This window comes from Mycobacterium scrofulaceum, from assembly GCF_001667885.1.
Lineage (GTDB): Bacteria > Actinomycetota > Actinomycetes > Mycobacteriales > Mycobacteriaceae > Mycobacterium > Mycobacterium scrofulaceum_C.
Genome location: NZ_LZJW01000171.1, coordinates 137,561 through 152,302 on the forward strand (window position 1 = coordinate 137,561; position 14,742 = coordinate 152,302).

The following is a 14,742-nucleotide window of genomic DNA, read 5'->3' on the forward strand; positions in this document are numbered from 1 at the left end:
TCACTTGCTAGTTGCCGCTTTTAACGTTAACGGCAAGAGGGTAGGCCCGCGTAGTGAGCTGTTGGTCGACCACCTCGGCGCAGCGGTCGGAGTGATCTGAGAGACCCGGTTGGTGAGTTCCCTCAGCACGGCGTGTGCCTCGAGTCGGGCCAACGGCGCGCCGAGACACATGTGGGCGCCGTAGCCGAATGCGACGTGCATTCGCGGATTGCGGTCGACTCGGTAGGTGTCCGGGTCGTCGAAAACGAGGGGATCACGGTTGGCGGCGCCGAAGGACAACAGGACGCGTGAACCCTCCGGAATCGTCACCGACCCGACCCGGTAGTCCGCCCGGGTGTACCGGTAGAGGTTTTGGATGGGTGTGGTGAACCGCAGCTGCTCTTCGACCGCCATGGGAATCAGCTCAGGTTCGGCTCGGAGTCTGTCGAACAGGGCCGGATCATTGGCGAAGGTGTCGAGCATGCCGCCGAGAAGGTTTGTGGTGGTCTCGTTTCCGGCAATGAGCAACAGGATCGCGATGAGAAACAGCTGGTCGTCGGTCAACGACCCCTCGGTGCTGTGTTCGATCAACCGACCCAGCACGGTGTCGGAGTCTTTGAGGTGTCCCGTGGCGAGCTGCTGTAGGAAATAGCGCCGCAGCGCGATGGCGCCGCCCAATGATTTCGCAACCTTCAGCATTCCCTTTGGCGTGGGAACGAAGTCGATCACCTGCACACTGCGTTCGGACCAGCGACGAAAATCGGTGATGTCGCTGTCGGGGACGCCGAGTATGGCGGCGATGACCCGCAATGGCATGGGGATCGTCAGCAGCTGCACCGCGTCGCCGCCCGGATTGGCGATCATCGTGTCGACGAGTTCGACGGCAAGCTTGTCGACGATGCTGTGCCAGCTGTCGAGGGCGCGCTTGGTGAACGCCGGCTGGACCTGTTTGCGTAATCTGCTGTGTTGCTCACCGTCGGTGACGACGACCAGATCAGCGGCTATCCGCATTCGCGTCACACCCTGGCTGCTGGTGACGTAGTCGGTGTCGCGTAAGGCGGCGCGCACGTCCTCGAGGCGATGCAGGATCCACGTAGCGCGGCGAGGGTTGTAATGCACCCGTCCACCGTCGTGCAGGGCCCGATAGGCATCGTGAGGCTGCGCGGCAGTTGCCGGGTCGAGCGGGTCGTAATCGGTGTTGACGGCTCCGGTCCAACCTCGAACGCCCCGCCTGCGGGTGCGAACGGCCCCGGCGACGTTCATCCGGATGGCGCTGGCCAGCGGGTCGGCTAGCGCCGCCGCATTTCGCGCCCTGGCAGCGATACTCACGAGTAAGCAACCAATCTGCTTACGCCGGCACGGAACTGACGGTTCGCCGCTAGTTGTCGAGTCATCGGTGAGTAAGCCGAGAACGGGTCTTCACCGCCTCAGGTTCTCGGGGTGTCGGGGCGAAATCAATACGCGGAGGCAAAGATGCGAACGTAGCGCTGCGCCGAGCGGCCTCGTTTTTCGCAGTGGGGGACGCTGACCATTGCTTACCGATGCGATTGACGGTCACCTTTTCTCATCGCGACAATTCCGTGCGAGTGCTTTCGGCCGCATACCCGTGGCAGTCATCACGAGTAGCGGCACAGGTGATGAGGTCGCGGGCTATCGGGGTTTCAACCGCCGACGCGATAATGCTGGAGGCTACGGTGGCTGGCTGATCGCCGCGGCTCACGCCACCGCATCAGACGATTTGGGCGCTATCTCTGTCAACGTGAGGAGCCAGTGCACCGTTTTCTCAAAGCAATGGCTGGTCGTCGGGCGTCACCGCTCCGTTTCACCCGACCCGCTCGAAAGTCGTCGGAGATTTCGCCCGCCGCGTGGATGATGGCAACTGTGGGGACAAAGCCGTGCACGGCGTCGATGGGTGAGCGTGCCCCTTAAGCGCGTCGACGAACTCAAGCCCGGCGACCGGATCCGCATGAAGATCGGGCACGCCACCGTCGTCGCCACCGAACCCCTTGACGACGGCCAGACTCTGCTCACGTTCCTCTACGGGACGAAGAGGCCCGCCGACAACTCCGTCACCGTGGACGTCCTCGACGATGACGAGTGGGGTTGGTAGGACGAGGCGGCTACTGCGTGGCCACGAACGAGAAGTTCCCGGTGGAAATCAGATCCGGGTCGACGACGCAGCGCGTGCCATCGACGTTCGGCTGCCCCGATACCACCTTGGCCGCCGCCGCGGCGCCGGCCGCGTTGCGGGTGGGGCCCCAGCCCCCGACCAAGCCGTGACCGTTGTCCGAGAGGGCTACACAGCCACCCCGGCCTTCGGCGAGAACGCGGCAGTCGGTGGCGCCGTGCTTCTCGGCGCAATGACTGATCGCGTACGCCTCGACGTCGGCCAGACTGGCATGGTTACCGCCGACGGTGACGTCGACGGAGTGGGTGGAGTCCGACCCCGCGATCACGATGAAGCCGCCCTGGGCTTGTGCGGGTGCGGCCAGTCCGACAGCGCAAACAGTAAGGATCACCGCGGGCGCAAGAGCCTTGAACACATGCTTCCTTTCACATCGTGTTCCGGCACGACCGGTGCCGTACTCCTACAGTGCTGGCTCGACCGCGCATGTGCGCCGTCATTAACAAGGCCTTGACACGGGCGTAGCAAATCTTCACAGTTCCCGGCCAGCGGCCGGAGCGGCCCGACGCGGGGCCAGCCGCCGACGGTTCCGCTGATGCTTTGCCATGGCGCCGCCCCGGCCGTAAACGAGGAGAACGCCGGCGACACCCTGGCGGCCGAAGGATGATGACTGTCATGGACGCTGAACTAGGACGCTGGCTGGCCGCCGGCGGTTACTTCGACTACCTCGGCTTCGACATCTTCTACCGCGTGGAGGGCAGCGGGCCTGCGCTGCTACTGATCCACGGGTACCCCTTCAATTCCTTTGACTGGGGACAGATCTGGCCCACGCTGACACAGCGGTTCACGGTCATCGCACCGGACATGATCGGCATGGGCTTCTCCGAGAAACCCGTGGCCTACCAGTACTCGGTGATCGACCACGCCGACATGCACGAGGCTTTGCTGGCGCACCTCAACATCGGCAACGCGCACATCCTGGCGCACGACATCGGTGATTCCGTGGGCCAGGAGATGTTGGCTCGCCACGAGTTCGGTCAGCAAAGCCACGGCCGGATGGGCATCGACTCGATCACCTGGCTCAACGGCGGGATGTTCATCGAGGCCTACAAACCGCGAACGGCGCAAAAGCTGATGTCCGGCACCCCGCTCGGCGACGTCTTCAGCCACGTCCAGAACAGCCCGGTGTCCCGTCGCCTGCTGGAACCGACGCTGCGCGAGATGTTCGGCCCGAACACCAAGCCGACCCGGCACATGATGGAGGTGTTCAACCAGATCCTGGACTACAACGACGGCCGCCGCGTGCTGCACAAGGTCGGCCGGTTCATCAACGACCGCTACACGCACCGCAACCGCTGGGTGCGTGCCATGCGGCAGACCGCGGTGCCGATGCGGTTGATCGACGGGCCGGTCGACCCCAACTCCGGGGCGCACATGGCGCGCCGCTACGCCGAGGTCATTCCCCAACCCGACGTGGTGATGCTCGCCGACGACATCGGGCACTGGCCACAGATCGAGGCGCCCGATGCGGTGTTGACGCATTTCCTGGCCCACATCGACCGCGTCTCCGCCGGCTGAACAACTCGTCGTCCTGCCCGCTACGGCTCTGCCTTAAGGGGGCGCGCCAACCAAGGCGTGCTGAGTTGGTGCGGAAGCAAGTTCACGACGTGGATTGATGCTGAAGGCGGAGTTCCCGCACTGAGCGGCAGGTGAGCGGGGCGAGCGCCGCGCCGACGAAACCGACTCCCGCGTAAAGCGCGACGCTGGTGGGACCCAACCATGCCGCGGCGGGTCCGACGAGTAGCTGCCCGACAGGGACGCACGTGTACGACAGCAGATCGTTGTAAGCCGAAACGCGAGACAGCTCATGGCGGGGAACGTGCTGGTGCACGCAGGTGTCCCAGGTGATCGATGGTGCGGCAAATCCCAGCCCGGAAATAAATGCGGCGAGCAGAAACCAAGGAGTCGGCAGTCCTACCCCCAAGCCCAGAAGCCCGAACGAGCCCACGGCGGCAAGGAGCTGGCCCGCTGCCAGAAATCGTTGCGGGGCATGGCGATACAGCACCACGCCCACTACCAAGGCGCCGACGGCGCGGGTACTCAACGCGATACCCCACACGGACGCGTTGGCCCGCGCCATGGTGATTTCGGGACCCAGCATCTGCCATGTTCCGGTACCAATGAGGTTGATGACCGCGAACGAGACGGCGGTCGCCCAGAGCCATGGTGTTGACCGAAATGTGAGCCACCCCTGGCGGATCTCGGTCAAGACACCGTTTCCGGAACGGATGGCAGTGGTGCCCAGCCGGAGCCTGGCCAAGACCGCCGCGGCGGCCAGAAAGCTGACGGCGTCGACGGCAAGGGCGATCCCGCCGCCGCCCGCCGCGACGAGCACACCGGAAACGGCCGGCCCGAGTACCTTGGTGAGGTTCTTCACGGTGGCCAGTGTTGCGTTGGCACGCGGCAGCTGTGCGGGCTCGACCAGCTCGGGCACGATGCCTCGGAGCGCCGGTGAAGCCAACGCCTCCAGTGCGCCGTTGACGAACTGAAGGCACGCTAGCAGTGCCAACTGAAGGCACGCTAGCAGTGCCAATTGGTAATGGCCGGTCAACAAGACAGCGGCGACGGCGCCTTGGGTCAGGCCTGCCCCCAGATTGGTTGCCACCAAGAGGGCACGCCGCGGCCGGCGATCACCCATGACACCGCCCACCATCAACAAGCTCAGATGCGCCGTGACCTGAGCGGCCAGCACCACGCCGAGGTCGCTCAGACGATGCGATGTCTGCAGCACCGCGAGGCTCAGCGCGACAGGTGTCATCGCGCTACCGGCTAACGAGATCGCCCTGCCCAACACGAAGCAGCCGAAGGGTGACCGGAATGCGTTTCGAGGCACCGAGAATGGCATAGCCAGACAGCATGGCCAGCCGCGCAATACGCCGCTATCCTTGCGGCGACAGGCGCAAGGATATGACACTTCTCAAGCTCAGCCCCAATGCACTGGCCCACTGCCGCTTCGCAATCTCGCCGCTGGCCGAGACCGTCGGTGTGCTGATCACCTTGCAGCGCCGATGCACCGACCCCGCCTTGGCCCGCTGGCACGCCCAACACCAGCCGGCCTACCGCCGCTGGCTGGGCGCCAGCCCGATCGCTGCCCAACTGGTGGCGCTGACCGCTTCGACCAAAAGACTCCCCGACATGATCGCGTTACCACCCGAGCGTGGCATCAATACCCGCATCAGCGACGAACTCGCGGTGATGGCCACCTTCAGTGACGACGAAATCCGCGCCGGGGTGCGGGCCGCCGCGGGGGCTAGCTGGAAAACCCACCCGCTCGACTGGCTCGATCAGGAAAACCTTGGAGCCCGCGCTGCGGCGGTGTTCGACCAGGGCTGGCAGCAATTCGTCAAGCGAGACTGGCCGCGGCGTCGTGCGGTCCTCGAGCGCGACATCATGTATCGCGCGGGGCTTCTGGCCGCTTACGGCTGGAAGCACACCGTCGAGACGATGAAGCAACGCTCGGTCTGGGTCGGCGACGACAGCATTCGCTTCAGCAATCAGCACTGGCCGGACCGCACGATCGACGAGGGACTGATCTTTGTGCCCCGCACCACAACCGGCGGCTGGTGGACTTGTGAACGACCACCGCGCTTCGCCCTGGTCTACTGCGCCCACGGTCCCCATGCCGAGCCGGCCGCCACTGACGCTCGAGCCACCGATGCCCTGTCGACGCTGCTCGGTCCTGGCCGCTCTCGCGTAGCGCGCCAGCTGCAAACCCCGGCCACCAGCACCCAACTCGCACACACCCTGGGCCTATCCCTGGGCACGGTCAGCAGCCACCTCGCCGTATTGCGCGAGGCGGGAACGATCGTTGGAACGAGAGTCGGCCGCAGTGTCACCTACCGACTCACCGAACGAGGGCACCGATTACTGAAAGTCCTCGGAGAAAATCCGCAAGCAGACGCATGACCCGGGCTAGCCGTGATGGGGCGGTCGCTCGTCGCGGAGCCGGCCCTCGTCCGACGCCGCGCGCATCTGCTCCTCGTCACCGAACCGCTCCAAATCCTCGGGCGTGATGCGCGCCCGCGGGGGTTTCGGCGCGGCCGGTGGTCGGCGTGGGGGTTCGCTGGGCACGAGGCGATTATCCGCGCCCCGGCCTGCTACTGAAAAGCCGGAAGGATCGTGCCGGAGTCGCGGATCTCCCAGATGCTGGCTTTGGTGATGCCGTCGAAGTTGATCTTGCTCAGCGTCGCTCGGGAATACGTGAGGTCGATGGCGACGTGAGTCGCGGTGTTGCCGTACGGGTCGGTCATCGGGAAGGTCCCCTGCACGTTCACCGCGGCCGCGTCGGGATAGGTCGCTCTGGCGTACCTGAGGATGTCGATGGTGTCCGTCCGGGCGCCGTCCTTGATCATCTGCTCGGTGTAGTTGTCCCGGATGGCGAATCGCGCGTCGACCACGTCGCCGTCCGGGCCGGGGCTGGTGGTGAAGGTGACCCCGTCGGGCTTCTTGGGACCGGCCGGTGTTGACGGCGCGGCGGTGGTCGATTCCGGCGGTCCCGCCGTGGCCGAGTTGCCCGGAGGGGGCGATTGGCCGTCCTTCTTCGGGTCGAAAACCCAGCTCTTGCCGACGATGACGAGGAGAACCAATGCGCCCAGCGCCGCCAGGGCCAGGGCCGCCTTTCCGGGGGTGTCCTTCTTCGGCGCTTCGGTGGAGAACGCCCACTCGGTGGTCCAGTTGGTGCCGTCGAAATACCGCTGCAGCCCGTGGCCTACCCCTGCGGGATCGGGGTACCAGCCCGGCGCCGATTTCGGCGGGGGCGGCGCCTGTTCAGATGGCATCTATCCATTTTCGTCGCGGCGGAGACATCTCGGCTACCCGCAGTCCTGACCTTTGGAAACGGGTCCGTTTCCTAAGCTGTCATGCTCGCACGCTTTCAGTCCTCGCGATCGGGCTCGGTGAGCTCCGGTGCGTTCTCGCGGGTCGCCATCCCGCCCTCGCGCCCGTGGTCCGCGGGACCCGGGCGGCCGCCCGCGGGCTCGTCGTCGTCCTTTTGCGAATGCTTTCCCATCGCGACTCCCTTCGTCGACCGAAGGACTACCCGCGCCGCGCGACCTCCACGCGACATGAACTCGAGATGGCCCCGGCGTGACGGTTCGGCGCGACCCGCGGCGTTCGACGAGCCGGCGTGCCCGGGGCGGGCTATGAATCTAGGAGTGAGCAACCACCATGTGAACCTGACCCAGCAGGAAAGCTCGTTGATCGGCGAGAGTCATCCCGAGGCGCTCACGCGCATGGACGAGCAGTCGCTGAAGGACCTGCAGAGCCGGCTCAGGCAAGCGCGCGAGAAGAACTTCAGCTTGCTGCGGCGGCGGGGCGCGGCGCGGGTGGAGGCCGAAGGCGCGCGCGGCGCCGCCCAGCCGGCCAACGAGAAGCGCGGTGAAAAGGTGGAGATCTTCGACGCTGCGCTGGCCCGGGTGAACGAGCGCCTCGGTGCGATCGGCGGCCCCAGCTAGCGCCTAGGCCGGTGTCACCGTGAACGGCACGGCCATCCGTCGTTCAAACATCAAGGCGCACAAGGCTTTCCACGGCCAGGTCAGGCCGAGTGGCGGCGGGTTCAGGCCGGCGCGAGCATAATCGGGTGGTGGACCCACACCGCGACGCCGTCGCGCATTTTCGCCGGCTGCACCGAGAGGGATGTTTTCTCATCCCGAATCCGTGGGACGCCGGCTCCGCGATCGCCCTCGCACAGCTCGGCTTCCCGGCGCTGGCCACGACGAGCGCCGGCCTGAGCTTCGCGCGCGGTCTCCCTGACGCGGTGACCGCGCTTTCCGTCGACGACGCACTGAACAACATCGCCGAAATCGTGGCCGCGGTCGGCGTGCCCGTCAACGCGGACTTCCAGGCCGGTTACGCCTCCGACGTCGGCGAGCTCGCCGACAATGTGGCGCGCTGCGTGGCCACCGGCGTAGCCGGGCTGTCCATCGAGGACGGCACGGGCAGCGGGTCCGCGCCGCTCTTCGAACTTGCCGAGGCCGCCGATCGGATCCGCGCCGCCCGTTCGGCGATCGACGACTCGGGCACCGGCGTCATGCTGACCGGCCGCGCGGAGTGCTTCCTCTACGGCCACCCCGACCCCCTCGCCGAGGCCATCAGGCGGCTGCAGGCCTATGCCGAGGCGGGAGCCGAGGTGCTCTTCGCGCCGGGCATTCGTCGGAAAGAGGACATCGCGACCCTCGTTGACGCCGTGCGGCCGTATCCCGTCAACGTCCTGGTGTCGTCCGACACGGGGTTGACGGTTAACGACCTTGCGCGGCTAGGGGTGCGCCGGATCAGCGTGGGCTCGGCCTTCAGTCGCGTTGCGTGGGGTGCGTTCCTGGCGGCCGCGCGGCAGTTGATCGAGGACGGGTCCTTTGCGGGACTGGCAGGGGCCAGCAGCTTCGACGAGCTCAATGGGCTGTTCACGGAACGGTCGCGCTAGGACGCTTTCCGGAGATCGGCGAGGGAGTTGCGTAGGCCCCCGTCCAGCCGGATCTGCACCGCGGCCACCGCGACCATCACCGAGGCGGTCACCAAGTGCACCACGCCGTCGGTGACGTTGTTGGGGAACGTGAACACGAAGGCGACCTGGTGCGAGAAGAACGCCCAAATGCCCGGCAGCGCACCGGCTATCGCGGCGATCAACAAATAGAGCACTGCCCACGACTTGCGCATCGCGAACACCAGGCCCGGGGCGAACAGGGCCAGACCGGCGACGGCGTGCCAGCCGTTGTAGTCCATGCCGAGCAGCTGGACGGTGGGCGCGGTGGGCCCGGTGGCGAAGCTGGGGTTGACGATGAGGCCGGCCACCGCCTGGGCGACGTGAAAAACGCAGATGATCAGCAACCCGATCTGGGCGAAACTCCACCTCACGTTGCACCTCCTTGTGCACGGTGGGATAGCCCGAATACTACGCGCGGTAGTAGACCGTGGCAACGGGTGCGGCCGTGATGGCTAGGAGGTGCTGCTCCGTTCGATCCATTGGGTCATTGCGTCTTCGAGCGCGTCGGCGACGTCCACACCGGCGGCGTCGGCGGCCTGCTCGAACCGCTCGACCAGCTCGGTGTGGACGGAGGCGCCCAACTTGGTGCGCGCCGGTTTTGGCTTCGGCGGCAGGTCTACGGGCACGTGTCGCGCGACGGATGCGTCGATGATTTCGCGAAGCGCCGGTATGTCGTCGAGCGCTCGGGTCAGTTCGTCGCGTTCGATCCGCAGCACCTCGGCCGGCCCCATCGTCGTGACCGTCGCCGAACGCAGCTTCCCGCGGTGCAGCGCCGATTCGCCGATCACCTCGCCCGGCCCGAGCACGGCGATGCGGTCCCGGCCGGCGTAGACGCCCACCTCGCCGCTGAGCAGGATGTAGCAGGAGTCCGAGGGGGTCTGCTCGTGGATCAGCGGCAACGGGGCCGACGTCGAAGTGCGGTGGGCCACGCGGGCCAGACGCTGCAGTTCGGCGTCCGAGAACTTCTCGAAGGTGGCGTACTGGCGTAGCCGGCGAGCGTCTTCCAGGTATTGCTTCTCGTCGGCCTTCATAGCGGGCTCCTGACGTGCGATGTGACGCTACATCGAGGAGCGTAACGCGGACATGCGGCGCAACTCTAGATCCAGTCCCGCCGCGGACGGCACGCGGTCAGTTGCGCCCGGGAAGCCGCATCACCGCACGCACGACAGGGACGAGCGACTTCTGCCATAGCGTGCTCGGAATGCCAAGGGGCGGATCGAGATTGAACACGCGGGCGGTCGCGATCGTCTGCGATTCGGTGTACTTCAGCAGGCCCTCGGGGCCGTGCCGGCGGCCGACCCCGGACTGACCCATCCCGCCCATCGGCGCGCTCAGGCTGCCCCAGGCGAACGCGTAACCCTCGTTGACGTTCACGGTCCCCGAACGCAACCGGGCGGCGATCTGCTGGCCCTCCGCGGACGAGCCGGCGAACACGCTGGCGTTGAGCCCGTACTCGGTGTCGTTGGCCTTCTCGACCGCCTCGTCGACGTCGGCGACCGGGTAGATCGACACCACCGGCCCGAAGGTCTCGTTGGCCGCGCACTCCATCTCGGGCGTGACGTCGGTCAGCACCGTCGGCTCATAGAACAGCGGCCCGATGTCGGGTCGGGCTTTGCCGCCGGCAATCACCTTGGCGCCCTTGGCCTTCGCGTCGTCCACGTGGTCGGTCACGGTGTCCAGCTGACCGCCGGAGATCAAGCTCCCCATGTCCACCGAGAAGTCATAGGCGGTCCCCAGCTTCATGTTCCGCACCGCGGCACCGAACTTGCCGACGAATTCGTCGGCGATGTCCTTCTCGACATAGATCCGCTCGATGGAGATGCACAGCTGGCCTGCGTTGGAAAAGCACGCCCGGGTGGCCGCCTTGGCGGCCTTGTCGAGGTTGGCCCCGCGCGTGACGATCATCGCGTTCTTGCCCCCGAGCTCGGCGGAGAAGCCGATCAGCCGACGGCCCGCGTGCTCGGCGAGTTGCCGGCCGGTGGCGGTCGAGCCGGTGAACATCAAGTAGTCGCAGTTGTCGATGATCGCCGTGCCGACCACCGAACCCGGCCCGGGGACGATCGCATAGAGCGCTCGCGGCAGGCCGGCCTGATACAGCAGCTCGGCGCACGCCAGCGCGCAGTACGGGGTCTGGCTGTCCGGCTTGAGCACCACCGCGTTACCCGCCAGCAGGGCGGGCACCGAATCGGACGCCGTCAGCGTCATGGGGTAGTTCCACGGGGAGATGACCCCGATTACGCCCTTGGGCTGGTAACAGACCGTGGTCTTGCCGACGCCCGGCAGCAGCGACTGCACGGTTCGGGGCTTGAGCAGGTCGGCGGAGACGCGCACGTAGTAGTTGGCGTTCGCCATCAGGTCGACGATCTCCTCCTGCGCCGCCCAGCGGGCCTTGCCGGCCTCGGCCTGCAGCAGGTCCATCAGGAACTCGCGGTTCTCGACCACCAGGTCGCGATAGCGGCTGATGACATCGACGCGCTCGGCGACGGGACGGGCCGCCCACTCGACCTGAGCCGCGCGCGCTTCGGCGAACGCCGCTTCGACGTCTTCGGCCGTGCCGATCGGGATAGTGGTCAGGGGTTTACCGGTGAAGACCTCGTCGATCGTCTTCGTCGGGCGGGCGGCGACGTCCTTGATCGCGGCCAGCTGACGCAAGCGGTCGAAAACCTCGGCTGACGGTGCGGGCATGTCGTTACCTCCCCAATGAGCACGGCGGGCAAACCACCAGCCTATCCGTCTCGAGTGCCGAGGCGGCCGGCCCTGATCGAGTACCGCGCCGCGCCGGCCGGCGTCGCGGACGGGTCCGGAGCCGACGTTTGGAGCCAGGTGGCAGGGGTATGCGCCGTCCGGTGTCAGGCGCTCCGTCGTCAATCTTGCTTATCGCCGATCCCGGTCTGCCGGCGGAGGTCGCCGAACGTTTGTCTGACTCGCTCCCGAAAGCCCTCAGGGAGTGGGCGCCGGGCACTGGCGACTGGGTCGTATCAACGCGACGCGATTCCTACCCCTTCGATGATCAAGCGGAGTTCGTCGAAGCCATCCGCGCCGTTGACCCGGCCGGCGAAACCGAGGACATCGTCGTCTACCTCACCGATCTACCGCGGCGCGTGGGGACGACGCCGCTCATAGTCGACATCAGCCTGCGGTGCCGGTTCGGACTGATCTCCATTCCCGGCGTGGGTGGTTGGTTCATCGATCGGCGAGTACGGCGCCTGGTCCAGACAGTCGTGACCGAGGTAACCGAGGGCCAACAACCACCGTCCGCCCAACGATTGACCCGGAAGCGTGAGGAAGACGTCGTCCGCTACTTCGCGCCGAAAACCTTGTCGCGTCTGCGCCTCCTCACGGGCATGGTGTACGCCAACCGCCCGTGGGGATTGGCGGCCGGATTGTCCAAAGTGCTGATGGCCGCGTTCGCGACCGGCGCTGTGAGCCTTGCGTATCCGACCATTTGGCAGTTGTCCGCCACCATGGGTCCCTGGCGGTTGACCGCCGCGACCACACTGGCCAGCGCAGCGATGATCGCCTGGCTCATCCTCGACCACAAATTGTGGGAGAGGCCGCAGTCGCCGGAGGAACGTGAACGCGCCGCCTTGTACAACGCGGCGACCGTGGTGACCCTGACCATCGGCGTCGCCGTCCTGCACGTCGGCCTGTTCCTGCTGCTCCTGCTGACCGCTTGGTGGACTCTTCCACCGCGACTGGTCGCCCAAAATATCGGCCATCCCGTCGGCATTTCCGCGTTATTGATGTTGGCGTGGCTGGCGGCGGCAGTCGCGACGTTGGGCGGCGCTCTCGGTTCGGGGCTCGAGGACAACGAGGCCGTCAAGGCTGCGGCATATGGGGTTCGGCAGCGCCGGCGATTCGACCAGTCCAGATGAAGCTCGTCCCAAGCCCGTCGCGCCTCGGAAGCTGTTGCCGCTCAACGGCTTGATGACTGCGCGCCGTGCACATGCGGCGAATCGATCTTTTGACCGCCGGTGCCTAGCAGAGGCCGTTCGCGGCGGCGGGCAGTCCGGCGCTCAGAGGATGTGCATGCCCTGGGCCAGCTGTGACACGCCGACCACCGTGAAGACGGTCACCAGAATCTGGCGGTGATAGGCGCGCACCCAATCATGCAGCTGGCGCAGCACGGCCTGGGTCCTCCCCGGCGCGGCCACATATCCCACCAGGATCAACTCGACGACGGAATACATCAGCAGGACGAACGCGATCGAGGCGCTGACCTGTGTGGCGACCGCGGCCCTCGAGGCGACGATGATCGCCAGAATGAACAGCACTCCGTCGACCGGCACCGACGCAAGCCCGATCACCCACGCGATCCACAGCGACCCCTGCTCCCACGCGCGGTGGGCCTTGTGAAGCAGACGCCGAGTTCCGGAACCGTCCCCCGGGGGGACATCGCGCGCGCGGCTCAGAAATCGTGGCACCGCGATAGGCGCCGCCGGGGTGGGCGTCGAGGTCCCGTCACTCGATACGCCGGCCTCCGCACGCTGACGCGTCAGGAACCGCACGGCCATCACCGCGGCGATCGACAGCCCGAGCACGCCGAGGCCGATCTGGATATGCGGAAGTGTGGAGCTGGTGGCCTTCGTGGTCCCGCCGTGGCCGAGCGAACCGAACGCCGACGTGAAATTGAGCAGCATCAGCGGCGCGAGCAGTTCGGGCACACAGACCGTGAGGCCGCCGACCCAGTAGGCGAGCAGGTTCGGCCCCGGACGCGGTCGGGAGATCATCAACAGGGCCAGGCCCAGGCGCACGGGATTGAGTGCCGCCAGAATTCCCAGTCCCAGCACTGACCCCCACATTGGCGCATTTCTACCCGCGGCCGGTGGTCGCTAAACGCCGAACTCGCGATCGCCAACGCCGGCCCGGAGCGGAGCGCACAGGCGGCGGAGTTCGGCCCGTCATGCGAATCTCGGCCTGGTGCAACACCTTCAGCGACCGCGGGCACGTGAACATGGGGCCAACCCGGTGTGAACGCGGCCGCGCACCCGTCCGTGAAGTCGATCACAGCGCTGCGATCGCGTAGCCGCGAGCGATCGCGGAACGCCGTAGCCCAGCCTCGGGCCGCACCGGGGCATCCGTGCCGCAGCCCGCACCCACGCAGCAATGGCACGGAGGTGTCAGCGCGGGCGACAGCAACTGCGCTCGGGCGGGATGCAGCAATCTCCGATTCCCGGCCAGGCACACGGATTCGTCGGGACTCCGCCCGGATCGCCGCAGCACCGGCGCGCGCCAAGCGGACCGTGGGCGGAGTGACCAGTGGTCATCCGCAAAGGCCCCGCGCTGTCGTCGGCGGGCCGCGCGCCGACGTGCCGGCAACGAATCCAACGCCCCTCGGGTCGCGTGTCAAAGCGTGCGGCCCGGCCCCGTGCGGTGCGGCGAAGCCCTGAGGGGCAAACCTTTGTTTTGCTGGCCCGCACGACATGCGTCCAACAGTCACTCGCGGTGAATCTCTTATGTGCGAACGAAATTCACAGGTTTGGGCCAGGAGCCGTCGGGTACACGGCGAGCCGTGGAGTACGACATTCGTTGTCGTAGTGCCAGCTTGCTAATGGTTCGCTGGTGCGCGAACGGCACGGCCCGCGGGGCGATCGCTACCAATTCGTGGGCTACCGTTGGCGTTGCGGACGGCATCGCGACTTGGGCAGGGGACACCACTGGGGCCCCAGACGCAGCCACAACGGTCACCTTACGACGGGGATCTCCGCGAAGCTCGCCGGCGCGGGCACGGCGCCGCCGGGCGGGTCGGCACACTGGTCGAAACTGACGGCCAATCCTGAAGCGCAGCATCGTCTTCGGTGCTGCGCTCGGCGTTCTGCGATTCTCAGCTCGCTCATAGGAGGAGGTCAATCCATTGCAGCTCAATCCGTTCGACGACGAGACCGGCAAATTTGTCGTGTTAGTCAATAACGAGGACCAGCACAGCTTGTGGCCGGTCTTCACCGATGTTCCCGCCGGCTGGCGGGTGGCCTACGGCGAAGCCGAACGGGCCGCTTGCCTCGATTACATCGAACAAAACTGGCCCGATATTCGCCCTAAGTCGCTGCGCGAGAGGCTCTCCGCTCCCGGTTTGTGATGTATAGACCGTCTAGGTATGAAA

The 14,742-nt window shown here is 66.5% G+C and carries 17 protein-coding genes; 7 read left to right on the plus strand and 10 right to left on the minus strand.

Annotated elements, in window-relative coordinates; genetic code table 11:
• Window positions 1-1,242, minus strand: a complete 1,242-nt coding sequence (locus tag A5681_RS24295) for a cytochrome P450 (protein WP_082968524.1) — start codon at window positions 1,240-1,242, stop codon at window positions 1-3.
• Between the two features lie 649 nt (window positions 1,243-1,891).
• On the opposite strand from A5681_RS24295, the gene A5681_RS24300 reads away from it, so the two are divergent.
• Window positions 1,892-2,089: a hypothetical protein gene (locus A5681_RS24300; protein WP_067281803.1), complete on the plus strand. Its 198-nt coding sequence runs from the start codon at window positions 1,892-1,894 to the stop codon at window positions 2,087-2,089.
• A 10-nt stretch (window positions 2,090-2,099) separates the two neighbouring features.
• On the opposite strand, the gene A5681_RS24305 is transcribed toward A5681_RS24300, so the two are convergent.
• Entirely contained in the window at window positions 2,100-2,522 is a 423-nt protein-coding gene (locus A5681_RS24305) for a DUF4189 domain-containing protein (RefSeq protein WP_067281807.1), read from the minus strand.
• A 257-nt stretch (window positions 2,523-2,779) separates the two neighbouring features.
• Here A5681_RS24305 and A5681_RS24310 point away from each other — a divergent pair, with 257 nt between their 5' ends.
• Window positions 2,780-3,682 (plus strand): alpha/beta fold hydrolase, encoded by a 903-nt coding sequence (locus tag A5681_RS24310; RefSeq protein WP_067281811.1) that lies wholly within the window; start codon window positions 2,780-2,782, stop codon window positions 3,680-3,682.
• A gap of 82 nt (window positions 3,683-3,764) precedes the next feature.
• Here the strand turns inward: A5681_RS24310 and A5681_RS24315 are convergent, their stop codons facing one another.
• Window positions 3,765-5,009, minus strand: coding sequence for an MFS transporter (locus tag A5681_RS24315; protein WP_067281814.1), 1,245 nt, complete (start codon window positions 5,007-5,009; stop codon window positions 3,765-3,767).
• 62 nt (window positions 5,010-5,071) lie between these two features.
• Here A5681_RS24315 and A5681_RS24320 point away from each other — a divergent pair, with 62 nt between their 5' ends.
• Window positions 5,072-6,070, plus strand: coding sequence for an ArsR/SmtB family transcription factor (locus tag A5681_RS24320; protein WP_067281817.1), 999 nt, complete (start codon window positions 5,072-5,074; stop codon window positions 6,068-6,070).
• Window positions 6,071-6,076: 6 nt separating this feature from the next.
• Here the strand turns inward: A5681_RS24320 and A5681_RS27550 are convergent, their stop codons facing one another.
• The 3 genes from A5681_RS27550 to A5681_RS28005 all read right to left on the minus strand — a co-directional run bounded on the left by A5681_RS27550 (window position 6,077) and on the right by A5681_RS28005 (window position 7,172).
• Complete coding sequence (locus tag A5681_RS27550) at window positions 6,077-6,235, minus strand: hypothetical protein (protein ID WP_197498712.1); 159 nt, start codon at window positions 6,233-6,235, stop codon at window positions 6,077-6,079.
• Window positions 6,236-6,261: 26 nt separating this feature from the next.
• Window positions 6,262-6,942, minus strand: a complete 681-nt coding sequence (locus A5681_RS24325; protein ID WP_067281820.1) for a DUF2510 domain-containing protein — start codon at window positions 6,940-6,942, stop codon at window positions 6,262-6,264.
• 95 nt (window positions 6,943-7,037) lie between these two features.
• Window positions 7,038-7,172, minus strand: a complete 135-nt coding sequence (locus A5681_RS28005; RefSeq protein WP_269454973.1) for a hypothetical protein — start codon at window positions 7,170-7,172, stop codon at window positions 7,038-7,040.
• Window positions 7,173-7,332: 160 nt separating this feature from the next.
• Between A5681_RS28005 and A5681_RS24330 the strand changes: the two genes are divergently transcribed.
• Window positions 7,333-7,617 (plus strand): hypothetical protein, encoded by a 285-nt coding sequence (locus tag A5681_RS24330; RefSeq protein WP_231996406.1) that lies wholly within the window; start codon window positions 7,333-7,335, stop codon window positions 7,615-7,617.
• Between the two features lie 128 nt (window positions 7,618-7,745).
• Window positions 7,746-8,582, plus strand: a complete 837-nt coding sequence (locus A5681_RS24335) for an isocitrate lyase/PEP mutase family protein (RefSeq protein WP_156738133.1) — start codon at window positions 7,746-7,748, stop codon at window positions 8,580-8,582.
• Here the strand turns inward: A5681_RS24335 and A5681_RS24340 are convergent.
• From A5681_RS24340 to A5681_RS24350, 3 genes are all read right to left on the minus strand, one after another.
• Entirely contained in the window at window positions 8,579-9,013 is a 435-nt protein-coding gene (locus A5681_RS24340; protein ID WP_067281831.1) for a DUF4383 domain-containing protein, read from the minus strand. The two genes, A5681_RS24335 and A5681_RS24340, sit on opposite strands and share 4 nt — an antisense overlap.
• 81 nt (window positions 9,014-9,094) lie before the next feature.
• Complete coding sequence (locus A5681_RS24345) at window positions 9,095-9,673, minus strand: cyclic nucleotide-binding domain-containing protein (RefSeq protein WP_067281834.1); 579 nt, start codon at window positions 9,671-9,673, stop codon at window positions 9,095-9,097.
• A gap of 97 nt (window positions 9,674-9,770) precedes the next feature.
• On the minus strand, window positions 9,771-11,327 hold the full coding sequence (locus A5681_RS24350; protein WP_067281837.1) for a succinic semialdehyde dehydrogenase: 1,557 nt from the start codon (window positions 11,325-11,327) through the stop codon (window positions 9,771-9,773).
• A 149-nt stretch (window positions 11,328-11,476) separates the two neighbouring features.
• Between A5681_RS24350 and A5681_RS24355 the strand changes: the two genes are divergently transcribed.
• Window positions 11,477-12,517: a hypothetical protein gene (locus tag A5681_RS24355; protein WP_067281840.1), complete on the plus strand. Its 1,041-nt coding sequence runs from the start codon at window positions 11,477-11,479 to the stop codon at window positions 12,515-12,517.
• A gap of 141 nt (window positions 12,518-12,658) precedes the next feature.
• Here A5681_RS24355 and A5681_RS24360 read toward each other — a convergent pair whose 3' ends face one another.
• Complete coding sequence (locus A5681_RS24360; RefSeq protein WP_067281844.1) at window positions 12,659-13,444, minus strand: GAP family protein; 786 nt, start codon at window positions 13,442-13,444, stop codon at window positions 12,659-12,661.
• Window positions 13,445-14,496: 1,052 nt separating this feature from the next.
• Between A5681_RS24360 and A5681_RS24365 the strand changes: the two genes are divergently transcribed.
• Window positions 14,497-14,718, plus strand: a complete 222-nt coding sequence (locus tag A5681_RS24365; protein ID WP_067281848.1) for an MbtH family protein — start codon at window positions 14,497-14,499, stop codon at window positions 14,716-14,718.
• Window positions 14,719-14,742 lie beyond the last annotated feature (24 nt).